This is a genomic window from Streptomyces sp. NPDC002701 (assembly GCF_042889045.1).
GTDB lineage: Bacteria > Actinomycetota > Actinomycetes > Streptomycetales > Streptomycetaceae > Streptomyces.
Map to the genome: position 1 here is coordinate 32,838 of NZ_JBIAQL010000024.1, position 20,422 is coordinate 53,259.

The following is a 20,422-nucleotide window of genomic DNA, read 5'->3' on the forward strand; positions in this document are numbered from 1 at the left end:
GGTCTCGGTGCGGTCAGGACTGGCCGGCGGCGGAGCGCAGGTGCTTCTTGCTGATCTTGCCGACGCCGGTCTGCGGGAAGTCGTCGACGAACTCGACGAGGTCGGGGACCTTGTAGGCGGCGATACCCCGCTCGCGCACGAACCGTTTGACCTCAACCGGCTTCAACGGCTCGGCGTCCGCGCGCAGGATCACGTAGGCCAGCGAGCGCTCGCCCAGGTATGCGTCGGGCACCGCGACCACCGACACGTCGTGCACGGACGGGTGGGCGAGGATGATGTTCTCGACCTCTTCCGGTGCGATCTTCTCGCCGCCCCGGTTGATCTGGTCCTTGGCCCGGCCTTCGACGACGAGATGGCCGGTCGGGGTGCGGCGCACGATGTCGCCGGTGCGGTAGAAGCCGTCCTCGGTGAACGCGCGCCGGTTGTGCTCCGGGGCCCGCCAGTAGCCGCGGATCGTGTACGGGCCGCGGGTCAGTAGGTGCCCGAACGCACCGTCGGGGACGTCCTCTCCGGTGTCGCCGACGATGCGGATCTCGTCGTCCGGGGAGATGGGGCGGCCCTGCGTAGTGACGACCGTCTCGGTGTCGTCGTCCAGCCGCGTGTAGTTGACCAGGCCCTCGGCCATCCCGAAGACCTGCATCAGCCGGCCGCCGAGTGCCGGTTCCAGGCGGCGGGCCGCCTGTTCGCTGTACTTGGCGCCGCCGACGAGCGTCAGCTCCAGACTGGACAGGTCGTGGGCGGTCCCGGTCGCGGCCTGGGTCCATACCAGGGCCAGCGGCGGCACCAGGCCCGTCATCGTGACGCGTTCCCGCGCGATCAGGGGGAAGGCGGTGTCCGGAGCGGGTTTCGGGCACAGCACCACCGTGCCGCCCGCGTACAGGGTGCCCAGCCAGCCGGGTGAGCTCATCGGGAAGTTGTGCGCGGCGGGCAGGACGACGAGGAAGCGGGTGTCAGCGTCGACGCCGCAGATCTCGTTGGAACCCCGCAGGGAGTACAGGTAGTCGTCGTGGGTGCGGGGGATCAGTTTGGACACGCCGGTCGTCCCGCCGGACAGCTGGAGGAAGGCCAGCTCGTGGGGTTGCGGGCCGTCGAAGGGCCCGGACGGCTCGCACGGTACCTCGGACAGTGCGGTGTGCTCGCCGGGATCGCCTGCCACGAACACGTGCCGCAGGCTCGCCACTTGACCGCGTGTGCGGGAGGCGAGTGCGCGGTGGTCGTAGCCGTCGTGCACGTCCGGGATGACGTAGGCGACGGCCTCGGTGAAGGAGCAGAAGTGGGCGATCTCCGTGTCCCGGTGTGCGGGCAGCGCGAACACCGGCAGCGCTCCGATGCGGAACAGGGCGAAGACCACCTCGACGAACTCGCCGATGTTGGGGAGCTGTACGACGACCCGGTCGCCCTTGGTGATGCCGCGGGCGAGGAATCCGGCGGCCAGCCGGTCTGCGCACTCGTCCAGTCCACGGTAGGTCCACATGCGGTGTTCGGGGGCCGGGTCGATGAGGGCGATCCGGTCGGGGTGTGCTTTGGCGCGCTCGCGGAGCATGCCGCCGAAGGTCTCGCCGCGCCAGTGGCCGGCGGCGCGGTAGCGCTCGGCGAACTCGTCCGGCCAGGTGGGCGCGTCCACGCCCGGGGTGATGGTCACAGGGAGGCTCCCACCGCGTGCAGGAACGTACGGAACTTGGCGGCGGTCTCCGCCGTCTCGGCCTCGGGCGTGGAGGCGGCCATGACCCCGGCGCCGGCGAACAGCCTCAGCATCCGCCCCTCGGCCTCGGCGCAGCGGATCGTCACCACCCACTCGCCGTCGCCGTCGGCGTCCTGCCAGCCGACCATGCCTGTGTACGCGCCCCGGTCGAAGGGCTCGGACTCGGCGATCACGGCCCGGGCGACCTCGGTCGGCGTACCGCAGACCGCAGGCGTCGGATGCAGGGCCGAGGCCAGGTCCAGCGCAGTCGTGGCGGGGTCGGCGACCTCACCGGTGACCGTGGTCGACAGGTGCCACATGGCCGCCGTACGCACCAGAGTGGGCCGCTCGGGCACCCGTAGCGAGGCGCAGAACGGGGCGAGCGCCTCCCGTACGGCGGCCACGACGACGGCGTGCTCGTGCAGGTCCTTCTCGGACTCCAGCAGCGCGACCGCGCGCCGCACGTCCTCCGCCAGATCAGCACTGCGGGGTGCCGAACCCGCGAGCGGGTTGGCGGTCAGCGTGCCGCCGTCCCTGGCGACCAGCAGTTCGGGGCTGGCGCCGATCAGGGTACGGTCCGGGCCGCTGGGCACGGCGAAGGTGTAGCCGCTCGGGTCGTGGCGGGCCAGGCGGCGCAGCATCGCCGGGAGGTCGGGTTCGCTGCCTGTGGTGAGTTCAAGGGTGCGGGCGAGCACGACCTTGTCGAACTCACCGGCCCGCATCCGGGCCACCGCCGCCGCGACCGCCCTGCCGTAGTGCTCAGGTGCGGGTACCTCTCGCACCTGCCAGTCCGGCCGGCCCGTCTCGTCGGGTACGGGCAGGGCGATCAGCGGGTCGCGGCGCAGCGGCGGTGCCCAGCGCACCGTCCGCGGCACCGCGAGCGCCGGCGGTGCGTCCGGGGCGAAGGGCAGGGCGCCGACGACGACCGGCGTGGGGGCGCCGGGGCGACGCAGCGCGCCCAGTACCTCGCGCACGCGTACGGCCGGCGGGCGGGAGTCGTGGGGTATCGGGGTGGCGGTGCCTCGGCCCAGCAGGGTCCGGTGGGGCGTGGCGAGGAAGCGGTCGGTGGCGGGGGCGTAGGACTCCAGGAGGGCGGTGGCGGCACCGGGGGTGACCGGGGCGGCGGTGGTCAGGAGCGGATGGGACATGGCTGTCTCCAGGGACATGGCTGTCTCCAGTGGGGTGGCGTGAAGCCTCGGGTCCCAGGGGCCGGTTCAGGCCCGCAGGGTGGCGCCGCCGTCGACGTACAGGTCGTGCATCGTGATGTGCCGGGCGCGGTCCGAGGCCAGGAAGACGACCGCGTCGGCGATGTCGGCTGGGTCGGCGATCCGACCCAGCGGGATGCCCGTGCGGTACGAGGCGAGGTCGCCGTCGATCACACGCCGGGCCGAGGCGTCCTCCTCACCGGCCGTCCACAGCGCGCGCTGCATGTCGGTGAGGGTGGAGCCGGGGGAGACCGTGTTGCAGCGCACGCCCCGTCCGGCCACCTCGAGACCCAGGCACTTGGTGAACATCACGGCGGCAGCCTTGGACGCGGCGTAGGCGGCAAGGCCCGCGCGGGGGACGCCGGCCGCGTTCGAGGCGACGGTGACGATGCTGCCGTGTCCGCGGCCGGTCATGCGGCGGGCGGCGGCGCGCGAGACGTGGAAGACACCGGTGGAGTTGACGGCGAACGTGGCCGCCCAGTCCTCGCCGGTCAGATCGACGACGGCCGACGCCCGCAGGACGCCGGCCACGTTGACGGCGGTGTCCAGCGGTCCGAGGGCGTGTTCGGTCTCGTCGACGAGCGCCTCCACCGCGTCGGCGTCGGTGACGTCGAGCGTGCGGGCGGTGACCCGGCCGTCGCCGTACTCGCCGGCGAGCGCCTCGACGCCCTCGGCGGTGCGGTCGGTGGCGACGACGCGGGCGCCCTGCTCGACGAGTGCGGTGACGACCGCGGCGCCGATGCCCCGGCCCGCCCCCGTCACGAGGGCGAGTCGGCCGTCGAGGCCGGTGGTCATGAAGCGAGCGCCTTGGCCAGATCGTCCAGGACGATCCGCGCGGCGAGCGGGCCGCCGGCGCTGTTCCAAGCGGAGCCCTGGACCATGACGACATGGCCTTCCCGCTCGGCCTTCAGCCTGCCGAAGTTGGGCACCTTCTTTGCCTCGGCGTACGCCTTCTCACTGTCGGCCTTCTCGCCGAGAGTGCCGAAAAACAGCCAGTCGCCGTCGATCGTGGCCAGCTTCTCCAGACTGACCGGCTCGCTGTGGCCGGTGCCGACACCCTGCTGGTCCTTCGGCCGGTCCAGGCCGAGCGCGGTGATCGTGGCGCCCACGTGGCCCACGCCGCGGCCGACCGCGGACGGCGCCTTGTTCTGCCAGCGGACGACGCTGACGACGGCGCCGGCGTTGTCGCCGAGCTTGTCCTTGGTGGCGGTCGCGTCGGCTTCGAAGCCGCTGACGATGCTCTCGGCCTCGGCCTTCTGGTTCAGCGCGTCCGCCGTGGCGGTGAATGCCTTCTTCCAGTCCTCGTTGAGCTTCGCGGTGACCACGGTCGGGGCTATCGCCTCCAGCTTGGAGACCTCCTTCTTGACCGCCGTGGTCTCGTCGAGCAGGATCAGGTCGGGCCGGAGCGCAGCCAGTTTCTCCATGTCGGCCTCGGCGACGGTGGCGACGACCTCCGTCTTGCCCGCCCTGTCGGCCAGGTACGTGGAGACGCCCTTCTGCCCGCGTCCCGCGGTCGCGCCAACCGGCTCGATGCCCAGTGCGAGGGCGGCGTCGAGGCTGGGCTCGCTCAGGGTGACGACCTTCTTCGGATCGGCCGGTACGTCGACCTTGCGGCCCGTGGCGTCGGTGATCCGGCGGGTGCTCGACTCCTGGCCGCCCGCGCTGTCGCTGCTGCCGTCGTCACCGCAGCCGGTCAGGAGCAGCGCTCCCGCCATGACTGCGGCGGCAGAGGTCAGGACGGTTCTGCGGGAGGCACGTGCAGAGGACATGAGAACGGAACTCCTTGTGACGACGGCTGCGGTTGGCCGCAGATGGTGGGAGAGATACGGGAAGGTGGTTCAAGTGGCGGCGGGTCTGCCCAGTAGACGGACCAGGCCGTCGGCCAGGGCGCCGTGCCAGCAGGCGTAGTCGTGACCGCCGTTGTAGGCGCGGTGAGTAACGCGGTGGCCCGCGGCCCGCAGGGCCTCGTACAGGACGCGATGGTGGTCGACCATGGAGCCCTCGTGGAGCCCGACGTCCAGGTGGACCCTCATCGGACCGGGTGTGCGGGACGCGAAGCGGCCGACGAGCCACGGGGCGCCGTACACCGGAGGTTTCGCGGCGGCCGGGGGCGGCAGCCCGGGGCGCCACCAAAGGGAGGCGGACTGGGCGAGGACGTTGCCGAACCGGTCGGGCCGCAGTTGCCCGGCATACAGCGCGGTCATGGCGCCGAGGCTCTGGCCGGCGACGACGGTCCGGGACGGGTCGGTGGTCAGTGGCCAGCGGCCGGCCGCCCACGGCAGCAACCTGTCGGCCAGGTAGGCGACGAACGGTTCCCGGCAGCCGAGGTCGCGCCAGCGGGTGCGCCGGTCCACGGCGTCCGGCGCGACGACGACGAGCGGTGGTAGCGCGCCGTCGGCAATCAGCGCGTCCAGCGTGTCGCCGAAGCCGAGGCGCCCGAACCACATGTCACCGTCGCACAGCACCGTGACCGGCAGTGGCGCACCCGCGGCGTGGTCGTACCCCGGCGGCAGATAGACCCAGGTGTCCCGGTCGCCGACCGGAGCTGTGCCCGGCACCCGGTGCCGTTCCACCCGTCCGGCCGGCACCGCGCCCCTGCGTCCCGCCCAAGCCTCGGCCGGCGCGTCGGGAAGGGCGAAGACCGATCCGTCGGTCTGCTGCCAACGGGCGGCGATCGTCCGGTGGTTGAGTGGGTCGGCCGCGGCGTGCGCTGACAGCGACCGCAGCCGATGCTGCAGACCGGCCGGGTCCGTGGGCGTCTCCTTCAACGAGATGTCGGCGGCCAGCCGGTACGAGCCGCGGTGGTCGGCCCGGAGCCGCAGGCCCAGGTGCCAGACGTCGGTGCCGGGCACCCGCTCCAGCAGTGAACCGGCCAGACGGTCGGGGTCGGTGATGCGGTTGCCGGACAGCAGGACCTGCCGCGTGGCGCGGTGGCCGCGCCACAGGAAGGTGACCGCCCGGTGGCCGGGTTCGCTGTCGAGTTCCTCGACGAGCGGGGTGCCGGAGCTCTCCACTTCGCTCCAGAACTCGGCGGTCAGGGCCGCCACATGTATGTCGTCGGCTTCATCTGTCTCTTCCAGGAGGCGCGCGATGCGCGGGCCTGTGACCCGGACCGGGCGAACGTCCGGCACGGCGGCACCGCGGGAGGTGGGACGGGGGAGCGTGGTCATCGGCGTTCTCCGTGAACCGCTGGTCGGAGGGCAGGCGGGAGCGGACGGCGTCAACGAAATCGTCAACAACCATAGTTAGGTTAGCCTAAGCTAAACACATGTTCCTCAGTAGATGTGTACGGCACCCAGCTGATCCGGCGCCTGTTGCCCGCCACCGCGTTGTCGGGGCGACGGTCTCGTGAGTGTCACGACGGCCTCGGCTCGCCCGAGGCGGGCACACCGCCCAAGGAGGCCCCGCGCCAGCGGAGTTGTGCGCCCGGCGGGTCTGCTCCTCGGTGTCGTGCTGCTCGCGGCGGCGGCGGCCCTCTCCCTGGCCGTCGGGGCCGTGCAGATCCCCCTCGACCAGGTCTGGTCAGCCCTGTTCGCGCCTTCCGGCACGGAGAACGACGCGATCGTGCGAGACCTGAGGCTGCCGCGCACCCTCATCGGTGCCGCCGCCGGTGCCGCGCTCGGTCTCGGGGGAGCGGTCATGCAGACCCTGACCCGCAATCCGCTCGCAGACCCCGGGCTGCTCGGCGTGAACGCGGGCGCGTCCGCTGCCGTGGTCACCGCGATCGGCGTTCTGGGCATCACGTCCTTCACCGGGTATCTGTGGTTCGCGCTCGCCGGAGCGGCGCTCGCCGCCACCACCGTCAACGCCCTGGGAGGCGGCCGATGGGCCACACCGGTACGGCTCGCGCTGGCCGGCACCGCCGTCAACGCCGCCCTGTACGGCTACGTCAACGGCCTGTCGCTGTGGCACCTGAGCACCCTCGACGAGATGCGGTACTGGTCGGTCGGCACCCTTGCCAAGCGCGACGCGTCCCTGCTGCTCGCCGTGGCACCGCTGCTCGTGGCGGGCGCGCTGCTCACCCTCGCCCTGGCCCGGCCGCTCGGCACCCTCGTCCTCGGCGAGGACCACGCTCTGGCGCTGGGCGCCCGGGTGCGGCGCGTGCGGGTCCTGTCCGTCGTCGCCATCACCCTGCTGTGCGGCGGTGCCACCGCGGTGTGCGGGCCGATCGGCTTCATCGGCCTGATGATTCCGCACGCCGCCCGGGCCTTCTGCGGACCCGACCCACGCTGGATGTTCCCGTTCTGCGTGCTGTACGCGCCCGTGCTGCTGCTCGTCTCCGACGTGATCGGACGGGTCGTGGTGCCGCCGTCCGAGATCGAGGTGGGCACGGTCACCGCCTTCCTCGGCGGCCTCCTCTTCATCCATCTCGTACGGCAGCGGAAGGTGGCCCAGCTGTGACCCTCGTGAAGGATGACACCGCGCTGAAGGACGACACCGCGCCCCCATGTGTTGTCGAGGTGCGGCCCGGAATACTGCGCACGGGCCGCTGGTCACTGCGCTACGACACCCGCGCGCTGCTGGTCTGTGTCGTGCTGGCCGCGCTGACGGCCTGCGCGATGGTCCTGGCGATCGGCACCGGGACCTACGAGCTGTCCCCTCCCGAGGTGGTGCGTACGCTAGCCGGCGACGGTCCGCCGGGCGCCGGTTTCGTGGTGCTCGATCTGCGGTTGCCGCGTGCCCTGGTGGCCGCGCTGGTGGGCTTCGCCCTGGGTGCGGCGGGAGCCGTGTTCCAGTCGCTGACCCGCAATCCGCTCGGCAGTCCCGACATCATCGGCTTCGGCAACGGCGCCTCGGCCGGCGCCCTCGTCGCAATCATCGTCCTCGACGCGGGCGCCGCACAGACGGCGCTGGGCGCGGTGTGCGGCGGCCTGGCAACCGCCGCCGCCGTGTACGTACTGGCGTGGAGACGGGGCGTGCACGGCTACCGCTTGGTCCTCGTCGGCATCGGTGCCTCCGCCGTACTCGGCTCCGCGACCAACTTCCTGTATCTACGCGCCGACCTCGGCAAGGCTGCCCAGGCCGCGAGCTGGATGATCGGTTCGCTCAACGCACGCGACTGGCCCGAGGTGCGCGTCGCGGCGCTCGGGCTGATGGCGCTCGTCCCGGTCGTTCTCGTGTACGGGCGACGGCTGACCATGCTGGAAATGGGCGACGACACCGCGGCTGCGCTCGGAGTCCCACCCGAACGCAGCCGCCTCGTGCTGCTGAGCGCCGGAACCGGGTTGACCGCGATGGCCGTCGCGGCGGCCGGTCCGATCCCCTTCGTGGCGATGGCGGCCCCACAGCTGGCCCGCCGGGTTACGCGCGCCGCGGGCCCCGGTGTACTGCCCGCTGGGTGGATGGGCGCATTCCTGGTGGCGGGCGCGGACCTGGTCACCCAGCGCCTGACTGGTTCGGCGCTCCTGCCGGTGGGCGTCCTGACCGGAGTGGCCGGTGGCATCTACTTGGCCTGGCTGCTGCGTGGAGAGCGGCACGGCTCCCGCCTGTAGCGGGCACCCGTGGAGGACAGGGGAGTGCTCGGTCGGCAACGTTGCCGTTGACCGACACCGGCGAACAGTGCACAGAGTCCTCCGGATGGTCCCTCCGGCTGCCATTCAGGTGGCCGCGAGACACCATCACACCCCGATAGATCTCCGAACGGGCCATTGGCCAAAATGGGAAGTGGTTGCGGCCGCACACGCCGTGCCGTGGTCAGCCGTTCTTCGACTTGATGAAGTCGCCCTCGCGCGGACGGTTCTCGGCGCCGTTATGTTCGCCGCCGACCCCATCACCAAGGGTGCGGCAGATCGCGCTGATCCGCATGATGCCCGATCAGCGCGGGGTGAAGGTGCCAATGGTCAGGGCGCCGTTGTTGTCCATACGGACGCGGTCGGCGAGCTGGGCAGGATCTGCCGACCGCAGCGGCCCGACCGCCGCGGTCGGCGACGAAATGGAGTACGAGACCGAGTGGGACCCAGGCGACACGTACGAGGCAGGGCCACGGCGTCGGCCCGTCGAAGTGATCGGCTTGCTTCACGGGTCGGTCAGGGCTTCACGTAGACCTCAGGGACGTACCATCCTCCGGTCTTGAGCTGGGCGCGCTCGGTCGGTCGGTTCGACACCAGCCGACGCCGCAGGTGCCGGCCGTCCGGGCCGTGCTGCGCGTAGTGGTCGAGCAGCAGGTCGTGACCGAGGTCGTTGTTGAGGTCACGCCAGATCGCGTGGACGTGCTGGCCCGCGGCGACCGCGTTGTCGGCCTCGACGAGCAGATCACGCGTGGAAATGCGGTAGTAGTGTGCGGTGTTCGCCCCGTGTCCGCCTGCCCAGGCGAAACGGATGTCGCGCGGGTCGGCCGCGAGAACCTGCTCGCGATACTGTCGGGACAACTCGTCGGGACCGGTCTCCACGTAATAAAGGAGGAGGTCGCGTACGGCAACAAGCTGATCGCCGGTCAGATCGGCGCCGCTAATCCCCGACGGATCGGCCTTGACGAATCGCAGGCGTTCGCGGTCCTCGTCGCTCGTCTCGTAGCCGGCGATCCCGAGATCGACCCAGTCGGGCCATTCCTCGGCGCCGACGTAGGGCACTTGACGGGTGACGAAGTCGGCAGGCGCCACATCGTGGATGACGGCCTGCTCCTGTGCGTCGGGGGACAGTGAATGCAGGATCGTCAGAGCCCGGCGCTCGTTCTCACCGAGCGCGTCCAGCACGCCGGCGCCGACGGGCTGCGCGCCCATCGCAAGCGGCGTGACAGTGAGGTAGCGCTGCGCGACGATCGTGTAGTTGAGGGAGAGGTGGTGGCCGATGATCCGCCAGCCCCATGTGTCCTCGAAGCCGGGCCGTCCCCAGAAGCTGAACCAGTAACCCTCGGGGTCGCGGAAGTCGCCGGCGAGGACGCCGAAGCCGCGCTCGATGACCTCGAGTTCGCGCAGCATGTTCTCCGTGGCCATGACGGAAAGAGCTTGGCTGTAGCCGCGCATGCTGAGGCCGGCCTTGAGCAGCGAGTGCGCGATGACCTTCTGGTGCCGGTCGAGCGCATGCATCGCGATGCCGGCTCGGTCGGGCTTGGGGATGAAGTCCCAGTCGACACGGTCCGGAGCGTCCATGTCGGGCACGATCGCGGCGGCCTTGAGGTCGGGGCGGAGCGAGTCGAGCAGCGCCCAGGTGGCGAAGAGCATCCGCTTGATGGTGACGGGTGCCTCGTAGGTCACGGGGCCGGGCGGGGAGCCGCCGGAGTCGGTCAGGTGCTTCATGTTTTTCCTCAGTCGCTGAGCACTGCGAGCAGGTCGCAGTGGACGACGGCGCCACGGTCGAGTCGGGCCGCGATCGCCTGCCGGGCCGGGCGGTTGGCCGGGTCGGGGAACATCGCCAGCCACTCACGGTTGAGTGCCTCGCGGTCGTTGGGGTCGGTGAGGTGGAACGTCATCTTGAGGATGTCGTCCGTCGTGCCGCCGAGCTCGGTCATCAGGGTGCGGACGTGGGCGAAGACGTGGGCGAACTGCTGGTCGGCATCGGGGGCCATCTCGCCCGTCACCGGGTCGCGGCCGGTGATGGCGCCGGTCGCGACGAACGGGCCGATCCGGCTGGCAGCCGGGATCGGGTTGACGTGGCTGAACCCGGGGAGGCCGATGCTGGTGCGGGTACTCATGACCGCTCAGCCCTCGGCGATGACGCGGTTCTCGATGTGGCCAAGGCCCTGGATCTCCGCGCGGACGACGTCGCCGATCTTGAGGAATCTGTCCTGCATCGCACCGATGCCCGCGGGCGTGCCGGTGGCAAGGATGTCGCCGGGCATGAGGGTAAAGACCTGTGAGAGGTAGGCGATCTGCTCGTAGATGTCGTAGACCATGTCGTTCGTCGGCCAGTCCTGGCGGACCTCGTCGTTGACGCTGAGGGTCATCCGCAGGTTGTGCGGGTCGGTGATCTCGTCGTCGGTGGTCAGCCACGGGCCGATCGGGCCGTGGCTGTCGAACGACTTGCCGAGAGTGAACGTCGGCGACTTCTTCTGCAGCCAGTCGCGGACCGACACGTCGTTGGCGACGAGGTACCCGGCGATGACCGAGCGGGCGTCCTCGACGGACACATGCTTGCAGCGCCGGCCGATCACCACGCCGAGCTCGATCTCGTAGTCCAAGGCATCCGAGAGGTCGGGTTTCACAATGCCGTCGTAGGGACCGACGATGCAGGACACCTGCTTGTTGAACCACATCTGGTTCTCCGGTATCGGGATGCCCGCCGCGCGCGCCTCCTCGGCGTGCTCCTTGTAGTTCATGCCGATGCCGAGGTACTTCTGCGGGTTGTCGATCGGGGCCTCAAGGATCACGCCGGCCAGCGTGTGCGAGGGCCCGCCGGCCGCGAGAATCTCTTGCTTCAGCGAGGGCAGCAGGGGCAGGATCGACCGCAGCGACGTGCCGCCGACGACCTCGGAGATATCGGTGACCCGGTCGCCGTCGACACGGCCCAGCCGCGTCGGCCCGTCGGGGGTGTGGAAGCGCGCGATCTTCATTTCTGCTCCTCCTGAGTGATCGTGTCGAGGCCGGCCTTCTCCTCGGCGGTGGGTGTCCACACGTGCTCGCCGTCCGGAGTCATCTGGAAGCTCACGAAACGCCATGCGCCGTCCTCACAACGCCGCAGCACCTGGATCACCTGGCCGGCGACCGTGCGCTCGGAGCCGTCCGGACTGCCGAGGCGGTTGATCAGACGGCCCGTCATGATCGCGACGTCCCCGATCAAACGGATGGTGAGCTCGCCCCGCGCGGCGCCCTTGTAGGGAGCCCGGGTGGCGACATGCTCCAGGAGCTGAGCCTTGGTGTGGGTCAGGCCGGGCGCATGGGTGTGGATCAGCGAGTCGTCGTACAGGTCGCGCAACGTGCCGAGGTCGACCTCCAGCAGGGCCCGCTGACGCCGCTCCTCCACCTCGATGATCGCCGCGCGTGTCGCCTCGTCGGCCAGGACGACCGGGGCGACGCTCATGCCGTGGCTCCGTACTCTTCGAGGTCGTTGGTGCGGTAGCCCGTCGCCTCACCGGCCTCGAAGCCCGGACGGGGCGAGCCGACCAGCGCGTGGTACTTGCTGAAGATCTCGTCGGCCTCCGCAAGCGGGAGCACCTCCTCGATGTCCCGGAAAGAGGCGCCTCCCGTGCGCTCGGCGACCATGCGGCGGACGACCTCGTAGCCCTCGCCGCGCATGTTCATCACAATCCGGTTGACGCCCTCGCGGCGTGCCGCGTCGTAGGCGACGAAGGCAGCGTGCGGGTCGTCTGGGGTCTCGGCAAGCTTCTGCGCGACGACGCGGGCGTCGAGCATCGCCTGGGTGATGCCGTTGCCGCCGCGTGGGTACATCGCGTGGGCGGCGTCGCCGAGCAGGACGACCCGGCCGTCGACCCAGTTGTCGAGCGGGTCGTGGCGGATCAGGGGGAAGAGGTAGACCTCGCGGGCCTCGCGCATCATCCGCTGCACGTCGAGGAAGGGCAGCTTCACGGTGTCGAAGAGCGGGATGACCTCGCTGATGTCGCCGATCTGGTTCCAGTCCTCGATGCTCTCCTCGCCGTTGGTCTCGGCGACCCAGTTCACCAGCGTCTTGCCACTGCCCTCGAAGTCGTCGGCGATGGGATAGACGATCATCGAGGCGATGTTCGGGTCGCCGATGTGCAGGATCGTGTGGCCGTTGCGGAAGGGCTCCATGACCGTGGTGCCGCGCCACATGGTGATGCCGGAGAAGTGCGGCTGAGCGAGGCGGGGGAACATCTGCTGGCGGATGGCGGACTTGATGCCGTCGGCCGCGATCACCGCCGCGTGGCGCACCTGCTCGGTGCGGCCGTCGGCGTGCCGCAGGTCAAGGATCACGCCTGACTCGTCCTGCGAGTAGCCCGTGACACCGGCGCCGAGGTGGAACGCGTCCGCGCCGAGCCGCTCGAGTGCGGCCTTGTAGAACAGCATCTGCAGGGTGCCGCGGTGTACGAAGCGCTGTTCGTGCAGGTAGCCCATGTGCACGCCGCACTTCTCGGCGTAGATCTCCTGGCCGAAGTGGTTGTAGAAGATCGAGTCTTCCGCGTCGACGGAGATCGCGCGGAACTCCTCGAGCAGGCCGAGGCCGTCGATCTCGGCGGTGCCGACGGTCTTGATGTCGACGCCGACGCCGAGCGGCTTGAGCTCGGGAACGACCTCGTAGACGGTCGGCCGGAAGCCCTCGCGGTGCAAGCGGAGTGCGGTGAGCAGGCCGGCCGGGCCGGCGCCGATGATCGCAATGTCGAGATCGGTGGTCATGTGGGTGTCCTCGTCGTGGGAGGGGAGGGTTGCGTGGGTCAGGAGGCCGGAGCGGAGAGCTCGGCGAGGAAGCTGGTGGTAGCCGCCCAGGCGCGGGCTGCGCTGCGCGCGTTGTGGGCGAACAGTGCGGGCTTGGGGGAGTGGGCGGCCCTCGGGCTGGTGAAGGCATGGGTGGTGCCGCTGTAGAGATGGAGCTGGTGGTCGAGACCAGCAGCGTCGAGGTGGTCCCCGAGCCGACGGCACATGGCTGGGGTCGCCATCGGGTCGTCGGCGCCGATCATTAGCAGCACCGAGCCCGACCCCGGTCTGCTCCAGTCGTCGTCGAGCAGGTCGAGCCCGGGATGCACTGCGGCGACGCCGGCCACCTGGGCCCCGGTGCGGAGGTACTCGAGCGCCGAGGAGCCGCCGAAGCAGTAGCCGAGCAGGGCCAGCGGACGGCCGGCCAATTCGGGCTGCGCGTCGAGCGCAGCGTGGGCGGCGGCGACGCGCCCCAGCCACCGGGAGTGGTCCTGGACCATGGCACCGATCAGTGGCCCGATCTCGGTGTCGGATGCGGGCGTGGCGCGCTCGCCCCATATGTCGGCCAGGAGCACCGGGTGTCCGGCGTCGGCGAGCCGCGCCGCGGTGGTGGTCATCTCGTCGCTGATGCCGAAGGCGTCGTGAAGGAGCAGGACCGCGGCGGCGGAGGAGTTGTCGGCCGCTGCGCCCCGAGGTGCCACGACCAGGCCCAGCAGGCGGGTCCCGTCGTGCTGGTACTCGACGTCACGGCTAGCTGCCTGGGTCACCGTATCTCTGCCTTTCCGAGGGTGCATGTGGTGTGCGGCACATGGTGATCCGGAACCGTAGAGGAAATCATGTACGATTTCAACCACGATTTTCGGTGCCTAAGGTCTTGTGTTATAGCCGATTACTTATATGGTTTCGCACACGATCCTGAAGATGATCGGTGTCGCAACCCATTCATTCCAGTCAGGGAGCCGCACGATCCCATGTCCGAGATGCCCACGGCTGCCGGGCCGACCACCGGCGTACCCTCACCGCCCGCACCGGCTCCCGACTCCACCGTGCCCGCCAGGCGCAGCGGCGGATCGGCCCACTTCGCCTCCCGCTTCGCCGTCGTCGGCGTCTGGATAGGGCTCGCAGTCCTCTTCGCGGTCTTGCGCCCCGACACCTTCCTGACGTCGGGCAGCCTCAAGGTGATCTTCGGCAGTCAGAACCAGTCGGCGCTCGTCTTCCTGACCGCCGCCCTGCTCTGCACAATTGTCGTCGGCGAGTTCGTCGACATGTCGATCGCCTCCAACTTTGGGCTCTCCGCCATCCTGCTGACCATCCTGCACGTCAACCACGGGTGGAGCGTGGGGGCCGCGGTGCTCGCCTCGATCGTCCTGTCCACCGTGGTCGGCGCCGTGAACGGCTGGCTGGTGGTCAAGGTCGGTGTCAACACCATCGTCGTGACGCTTGGCATGGGCACCTTCCTTTTGGGGATCGCGCTGTGGGTGTCCGACCTGATGCCGGTCGGCGGTCTTCCGACAGACTTCAAGGACATCGCGCTCCTGCCGGTGGCCGGCCTCCCGATCAGCTTCTTCTACGGGCTGGCACTGATGCTCGGGTTCGCCTACGTCCTGCACTTCACGCCGCTGGGCCGCAACATGCGGTTCGTCGGCGAGAGCCGTGAGGTCAGCCGGCTCGCCGGTGTGCGCGTGACCCGGCTGCGCATCGGGGCCTTCACGGCCGGCGGCCTCATCGCCGGCGTAGGAGGCGTGCTCTCCGCCGCAGCCACGGGCGGCTTCGACCCCAACGTGTCGCAGAGTTACCTGCTGCCGATCTTCGCGGCGACCTTCCTCGGCACGGCGATCCTGCAGCCGGGGCGGTTCAACCCGATCGGCACCCTCATCGCCGTCTTCTTCCTGGGGACCGGCGTACTCGGGCTCCAGCTCCTGGGAGCGACCTCGTGGGTCACGAGCGTCTTCTACGGCGGCGTCCTCGTCGTCGCCGTCACCATCTCGACCGTGCTGCGCAGCCGCTCGCGCTGATCACCCGCCGGCCGCTCTCCGGATCAGCTCCACCTCGCCACCGCCTTACTCACAGCAGACAACGGAGTTTTGCCATGAGCCCTGCACGTCCCGTCATCCGGCGGCGCGCCCGCACCTGGGTCGCAGCCGGAAGCATCGCCCTCCTCGCCGGTTCCCTCGCCGCCTGCGGCGGCGACTCCGAGAAGACCGGGTCCGTCGGCGGCTCCACCTCGCCCGCCGACGACAAGCTGGCCACCGCGATGAAGCTGCTGGACTCCTACCCCGTCCCGACGGAGAAGCTCGGCGGCGTCGACTCCGTCGCCGGTAAAACGATCTTCTACATCCCCATCACCAAGCAGGCTCCTCAGTTCACCACCACCGAGAAGACCGTCACCGCCGCCGCCGAGGCCGTAGGCATGCGTGTCCAGGTTTGCGACGGCAAGGGCACGCCGACCGACATCGGCGGCTGCATAGGCCAGGCGACGGACGCCAAGGCCGCGGCCATCGTCGCGGATGCCATCCCGTATGGGCTGGCGGGCAACGGCCTTGAGGCCGCGCAGAAGGCGGGCATCCCGGTCGTCATCAGCAATCAGGTGCCCGACCCGGCGCACCCGGCCTCCAAGACGCTCACCTGGGTGCCGGTTCCCGGCGGCGAGCAGCAGGTCCGCCTCTTCGACTGGATCGTCTCGGATTCCAAGGGCAAGGCCAACATCCTGGTCAACCAGAGTTCGGACGGCCCGTCACCCGCCAGCTACGTCGCCGACGGCAAGGCCGCGCTGTCGAAGAGCTGTCCTGACTGCAAGCTGACGGTCAACAAGGTCACGTCCTCCAACTTCGCGCTCATTCCCTCCTCCACCAGCGCCGCGCTGCTCAAGAACCCGGCCATCAACTACGTCGACTCCCAGTTCGAGCAGTACCTGCAGCCCACTCAGGGCGGTGTCCAGCAAGCGTCGCGCACGGACATCAAGGTCGTTACCGGTTCCATCTCCCTCGGCGGTATGAAGGCCGTCAAGTCCGGCTCGCTGGCGGCCGCCACCGCCCAGGCCGCGGCCTTCCAGGGCTGGGTCAACACCGACGCGGCGCTGCGCCTGATCCTCGGCAAGCCGGTGCCGGAGTACAGCATCCCGACCCGTCTGTTCACCAAGGACAACATCGGCGACGTCGATCTGACCGAGGAGGCCGAGCTCTCCGGCGAGTGGTTCGGCCCGGAGACCTTCACCGACGACTTCAAGAAGCTCTGGGGTGTCGCGTGAGCGGGCCGCACCACCCGGCACCGGTACCGGCAGGGGAGGACGTCCTCCAGCCGGTCCCCCGGCTCACCGTCGAGAAGGTCGGCATGACCTTCGGCAGCGCCACGGTGCTGCGCGACGTCACCATGGACGTGCGGCCCGGAGAGATCCATGCCCTCATCGGGCAGAACGGGTGCGGCAAGTCCACCCTCGCCAAGATCCTCACCGGCCTCTACACCCCCGATGCCGGCAGCCGTGTCATGGTCGACGGCGTCGACCTGCGACTCCCGATCCGGCCCGACGAGTCCCGCGCCGCCGGCGTCGCCGGCGTGCACCAGAGCCTCGGCCTCATGCCGGACGCCACCGTGCTGGAGAACACCCGGCTCGGCCGGTTCAAGGGCTCCCGCTTCCTGCGCCGCATCGACTGGAAGGCCGAGGCCGCGGCGACCCAGGCCGTCTTCGAGCGGCTCGGTCCGCGCAGGATCCCGCTCGATGCAAAGGTCGCGGACCTACACGAGGACGAGAAGGCGGTCGTCGCGATCGCCCGTGCGGTGCAGGACCTCAAGGACGGTGGTGGGGTCATCATCTTCGACGAGTCCACCCGCGCCCTCGGCCGCGAGTCGCTCGAGCGGTTCTACGGCCTGCTCGACCGCATCGTTGCCACCGGCACCTCGGCCCTGCTCATCACGCACCGCCTGGAGGAGGTCGTCGAAGCCGCCGACCGGGTTACCGTGCTCCGCGACGGTGAGATCGTCGTGGCCGGCCAGGAGGTCGAGGGCATGACCAAGTCCGACCTCGCCCACCTCATGCTCGGGCGCGAGGTCGAGGGCCTGGAGCGCCGCACGGCCAAGGGCACGGAAAGCGACGCCGCCCCCGTCGTGGTCGACGGCCTCGCCGGGCGCAACGTCCGAGAACTGTCCCTGTCCATCCGGCCCGGCGAGATCGTCGGTGTCACCGGCCTCAGCGGCTCGGGTTACGACGACGTCCCCTACCTGATCAGCGGCGTCACCAAGGCGGAAGGCGGCACCGTGACCCTGCCCGCAGGACAGGTGGCGCTCAAGAGCCTGTCGCCCGCCGCGGCAATCAGGAACGGCATCGCGCTCGTCCCGGAGAGCCGGGAGGCAGCGGGACTCTGCGGCGCTATGACCGTGACGGAGAACATCTCGTTCCCGCAGACATGCACGGTCGGCCTCTCCGGCAAGGTGCGGCCGCTCGCCGGGGAGGACGAGAAGGGGCGCGCGGCCCAATGGATCGAGCGTCTCGACGTGCGGCCTCCGTGGCCCCACGCGGTGCTCAAGAACCTGAGTGGCGGCAACCAGCAGAAGGTGCTGCTGGCCAAGTGGCTGGCGACCGACCCGTCGCTGCTGGTGCTCCACGAACCCACCCAGGCCGTCGACGTGGGGGCGCGCAAGACCATCGTGGAGGCGGTCCGTGAGGCCGCCCGCGAGGGTCGCGCTGTTCTTGTCGCCGGCTCCGACGAGAACGAACTCACGCTGCTGTGCGACCGCGTCCTCGTCTTCGAAGAAGGCGTCGTCGGGCGAGAACTCACAGGTGAGCTCACCCCGGACGGCATTGTCCAGGCCATCTACACCAGCAGCTCGCGCACCAAACTGCGCGAGCGCAATTCGCAAGGAGTGTCATGACTGTCGTCGACATCAACATCCACCACTTGCCCGAGGACCTCTTCACCAACGAGAAGATCCTCAACGGCTTCCTCAACAGCGCTCCCCGCGGCTTCGGCGAGATCGCCAGCGTCGTCACCATGGAGGACGGCAAGAAGCAACTGGTTCTGGAGAAGCCGAAGGGCTACCCCAACCTCAACTACATCGAGGGCGACTACTCGACCGAGGCCAAGCTGAAGGCGATGGACGACGCCGGCGTTGACTACGGCATCATGCGCGTCCCCGTCTGGCAGGAGTGGCTTGGCCTGGAGACCTGCAAGGCGGTCAACGACAACGCCGCGAAGATCGTCGCCGAGTCGAACGGCCGCCTCTTCTCCACCGCCTGCGTCCCGCCGTGGGGCGGCAAGGAGAACATCTACGAGCTCGAACGCTGCCTCGACAACGGCGCCGTGGGCGTCCAGCTCGCCTGCCACTACGGCCAGCTCTACCTCGACGACGAAGCTTTCAAGCCCTACCTCAAGGTGCTCAACGACAAGAAGGTCCCGGTCATCGTCCACCACACGCCGCTGCCGGTGGAGTGGAAGTCGGTCATCGACTACCAGAACTTCCGCCGTGAGTACGGCCGCATCATCGATCAGGGCATCGCGGTCGGCCGCGAACTCTTCAGCGGCATGTTCGACGAGTTCCCCGACCTCAAGTGCACCCACACCATGCTCGGCGGCAACTGGTTCGCGGCCACCGCTCTGCTCACCCCGCGCGCCCCCAAGGCCGGCGAGTCGATGCAGCGCCTGTCCTCGACCGGTGGCGACAAGATCAGGCAGTACCTCCAGAACAACATCTTCTTCGACCTCACCCACCCGCATTCCTGGGGCAAGGTCCAGATCGAGGCGGCCCTGCAGATCAACGGCGCCGACCACTACATGTTCGGTTCCTCCTTCCCCGTCTTCCGCTCATGGATGAGCCAGGGCATCGAGTTCATCAAGAACGAACTCGACATCAGCGACGCCGACCGTGAGGCGGTGCTGTACGGCAACGCCAAGAAGATGTTCAACCTCCCGATCTGACCCGCCTCCGAACAGAGCGAGATCATGAGCGCCGCACCTGACGAGGACATCGACGGCTTCTTCACGACCGCCCGCACGGCGGGCCGTGAGGAGGCGGTCGAGCTCACCGACCAGAGCTACCGCACCTTCCTGCTCGACCTCGACGACCCCAAGCTCACCGAGGTCCGCGGGATGACCTACGAGGAGTTCGCCCAGAACCGCTACCAGGCGCCCTTCCTCCGTGATCTCCTCTCCTACTGGGACGGCCTCTACCGGGAGCCGTTCGTCGGGGTCACCTCCGACGGCGTGGTGCGCGAAGGGCTCTACGCCCTGCCGGGCACCCCGCCGTCGGACACCGCCGACAAGCCCTCCGAGACGGCCTGTCGCTTCCTCGGGATGCTCACTCCCGGTGAGCTCGACGCGGTGCGTCATGACATCGACGCACCGCAGTGGCGGGCGTGGAGCAACCCCGAGTTCGTGGTCTACCGCGTGGGGCTGCGGATGGAGGTGCTCACCGACGACAAGACGTCAGCGATCCACGACATCCTCCGCGCGTCGCTGAGCACCGAGGGCTACGCCCAGGTCTCGGGCGCGATGGAGCTCAATGGCCACCTCGGGGAGTTGGTCGACCTGCCCACGATCATGAACCGGCACAGCTACTGGTTCTCGGTCTTCGGCGACCCGTCCAGGGGTGCGCGGGGCGAGCCGTGGGGCTGGCAGCTCTTCGGCCACCACGTGGCCCTCAACTTCGTCTCCGTGGGAAGCCGGCACGTCATCGCGCCAGTCTTCCTCGGAGGGGAGCCGGCGCTGATGGACGACGAGGGCAGCGCTCACGAGCCGCTCTTCGCCGAGCGCGAGCGACTCGCCCTCGAACTGGCCAGCTCCCTGACGGACGACCAGCGTGTCCGCGCCGTCGTCTACAGGTCTGTTCTCGACCCGGCGATGCCGGAGGGAAGACTGCATCCTGCCGACGAGCGGCACGTCGCGGGCGCCTTCCGTGACAACCGAGTGATCCCCTATGAGGGGATCACCGCGGGGGAGCTCGACGACGCCCAGCGCGGCCTGCTCCGCCGCGTCGTCGCCGACTTCCTGCACCTGCTGGCCGAAGGGCAGCGCGAACTCGCCCTGACGGAGTACGACGCGCATATCGACGAGACGTGGTTCTGCTGGTACGGCGCGACGGACGGTTCGCAGCCATTCTATTTCCGGGTGCACAGCCCGGTGCTGATCGCCGAGTTCGACGACCACGCCGGGGTGTGGTTGACCAACAAGCTGCCCGCGCGCTTCCACGTGCATACGACGCTGCGTCACCCCAACGGCAACGACTACGCCAAGGCGCTCGTCGCACGGTGGCGCGAGCGGGGGGAGTGATCGGTGCCCGGT

18 protein-coding genes are annotated in these 20,422 nt (G+C 69.6%); 7 read left to right on the plus strand and 11 right to left on the minus strand.

Translation table 11 applies throughout. The features are described 5' to 3' along the window. Nucleotides 1–13 precede the first annotated feature (13 nt). From ACFYXC_RS35615 to fes, 5 genes are all read right to left on the minus strand, one after another. Complete coding sequence (locus ACFYXC_RS35615) at nt 14–1,642, minus strand: (2,3-dihydroxybenzoyl)adenylate synthase (protein ID WP_389556575.1); 1,629 nt, start codon at nt 1,640–1,642, stop codon at nt 14–16. Beyond that, nucleotides 1,639–2,847, minus strand: coding sequence for an isochorismate synthase (locus ACFYXC_RS35620; RefSeq protein ID WP_389556577.1), 1,209 nt, complete (start codon nt 2,845–2,847; stop codon nt 1,639–1,641). The genes ACFYXC_RS35615 and ACFYXC_RS35620 overlap by 4 nt, the downstream gene beginning before the upstream one ends. 48 nt (nt 2,848–2,895) lie before the next feature. Continuing rightward, the gene (locus tag ACFYXC_RS35625; protein WP_389556579.1) at nt 2,896–3,681 is read right to left on the minus strand and encodes a 2,3-dihydro-2,3-dihydroxybenzoate dehydrogenase; all 786 of its coding nucleotides are present in this window, start codon (nt 3,679–3,681) and stop codon (nt 2,896–2,898) included. Continuing rightward, complete coding sequence (locus tag ACFYXC_RS35630; protein WP_389556581.1) at nt 3,678–4,655, minus strand: ABC transporter substrate-binding protein; 978 nt, start codon at nt 4,653–4,655, stop codon at nt 3,678–3,680. The genes ACFYXC_RS35625 and ACFYXC_RS35630 overlap by 4 nt, the downstream gene beginning before the upstream one ends. A gap of 69 nt (nt 4,656–4,724) precedes the next feature. Further along, on the minus strand, nt 4,725–6,056 hold the full coding sequence (gene fes, locus ACFYXC_RS35635; RefSeq protein ID WP_389556583.1) for an enterochelin esterase: 1,332 nt from the start codon (nt 6,054–6,056) through the stop codon (nt 4,725–4,727). Nucleotides 6,057–6,306: 250 nt separating this feature from the next. Between fes and ACFYXC_RS35640 the strand changes: the two genes are divergently transcribed. Then, complete coding sequence (locus ACFYXC_RS35640) at nt 6,307–7,287, plus strand: iron chelate uptake ABC transporter family permease subunit (RefSeq protein ID WP_389556585.1); 981 nt, start codon at nt 6,307–6,309, stop codon at nt 7,285–7,287. Next, nucleotides 7,284–8,378, plus strand: a complete 1,095-nt coding sequence (locus tag ACFYXC_RS35645; RefSeq protein WP_389556586.1) for a FecCD family ABC transporter permease — start codon at nt 7,284–7,286, stop codon at nt 8,376–8,378. The genes ACFYXC_RS35640 and ACFYXC_RS35645 overlap by 4 nt, the downstream gene beginning before the upstream one ends. A 534-nt stretch (nt 8,379–8,912) precedes the next feature. Here the strand turns inward: ACFYXC_RS35645 and ACFYXC_RS35650 are convergent. From ACFYXC_RS35650 to ACFYXC_RS35675, 6 genes are read right to left on the minus strand one after another with little or no spacing between them, the layout of a single operon-like run. Further along, the gene (locus ACFYXC_RS35650) at nt 8,913–10,121 is read right to left on the minus strand and encodes a DUF3500 domain-containing protein (RefSeq protein ID WP_389556588.1); all 1,209 of its coding nucleotides are present in this window, start codon (nt 10,119–10,121) and stop codon (nt 8,913–8,915) included. 8 nt (nt 10,122–10,129) lie between these two features. Next, nucleotides 10,130–10,516, minus strand: a complete 387-nt coding sequence (locus ACFYXC_RS35655; protein ID WP_389556590.1) for a RidA family protein — start codon at nt 10,514–10,516, stop codon at nt 10,130–10,132. Nucleotides 10,517–10,522: 6 nt separating this feature from the next. Next, nucleotides 10,523–11,374 carry a fumarylacetoacetate hydrolase family protein gene (locus ACFYXC_RS35660; protein ID WP_389556592.1) on the minus strand — a complete coding sequence of 284 codons (852 nt, stop codon included), beginning with the start codon at nt 11,372–11,374 and terminating at the stop codon, nt 10,523–10,525. Beyond that, entirely contained in the window at nt 11,371–11,841 is a 471-nt protein-coding gene (locus tag ACFYXC_RS35665) for a nuclear transport factor 2 family protein (protein ID WP_389556593.1), read from the minus strand. Before ACFYXC_RS35665 ends, ACFYXC_RS35660 begins: the two co-directional genes overlap by 4 nt. Further along, nucleotides 11,838–13,133, minus strand: a complete 1,296-nt coding sequence (locus ACFYXC_RS35670) for an FAD-dependent monooxygenase (protein ID WP_389556595.1) — start codon at nt 13,131–13,133, stop codon at nt 11,838–11,840. The genes ACFYXC_RS35665 and ACFYXC_RS35670 overlap by 4 nt, the downstream gene beginning before the upstream one ends. Nucleotides 13,134–13,171: 38 nt before the next feature. After that, nucleotides 13,172–13,918 carry a dienelactone hydrolase family protein gene (locus ACFYXC_RS35675; RefSeq protein WP_389556596.1) on the minus strand — a complete coding sequence of 249 codons (747 nt, stop codon included), beginning with the start codon at nt 13,916–13,918 and terminating at the stop codon, nt 13,172–13,174. A gap of 204 nt (nt 13,919–14,122) precedes the next feature. Between ACFYXC_RS35675 and ACFYXC_RS35680 the strand changes: the two genes are divergently transcribed. The 5 genes from ACFYXC_RS35680 (at nt 14,123) to ACFYXC_RS35700 (ending at nt 20,410) form a co-directional block, all read left to right on the plus strand. Then, nucleotides 14,123–15,166: an ABC transporter permease gene (locus ACFYXC_RS35680; RefSeq protein WP_389556598.1), complete on the plus strand. Its 1,044-nt coding sequence runs from the start codon at nt 14,123–14,125 to the stop codon at nt 15,164–15,166. Nucleotides 15,167–15,240: 74 nt separating this feature from the next. Next, on the plus strand, nt 15,241–16,398 hold the full coding sequence (locus ACFYXC_RS35685) for a sugar ABC transporter substrate-binding protein (protein ID WP_389556599.1): 1,158 nt from the start codon (nt 15,241–15,243) through the stop codon (nt 16,396–16,398). Then, a complete protein-coding gene (locus ACFYXC_RS35690) occupies nt 16,395–18,017 on the plus strand; it encodes a sugar ABC transporter ATP-binding protein (protein WP_389556601.1) in 1,623 nt (540 codons plus the stop codon). The genes ACFYXC_RS35685 and ACFYXC_RS35690 overlap by 4 nt, the downstream gene beginning before the upstream one ends. Then, the gene (locus ACFYXC_RS35695) at nt 18,014–19,060 is read left to right on the plus strand and encodes an amidohydrolase family protein (RefSeq protein WP_389556603.1); all 1,047 of its coding nucleotides are present in this window, start codon (nt 18,014–18,016) and stop codon (nt 19,058–19,060) included. The genes ACFYXC_RS35690 and ACFYXC_RS35695 overlap by 4 nt, the downstream gene beginning before the upstream one ends. 24 nt (nt 19,061–19,084) lie before the next feature. Continuing rightward, nucleotides 19,085–20,410 carry a DUF3500 domain-containing protein gene (locus ACFYXC_RS35700; protein WP_389556605.1) on the plus strand — a complete coding sequence of 442 codons (1,326 nt, stop codon included), beginning with the start codon at nt 19,085–19,087 and terminating at the stop codon, nt 20,408–20,410. Nucleotides 20,411–20,422: the final 12 nt, after the last annotated feature.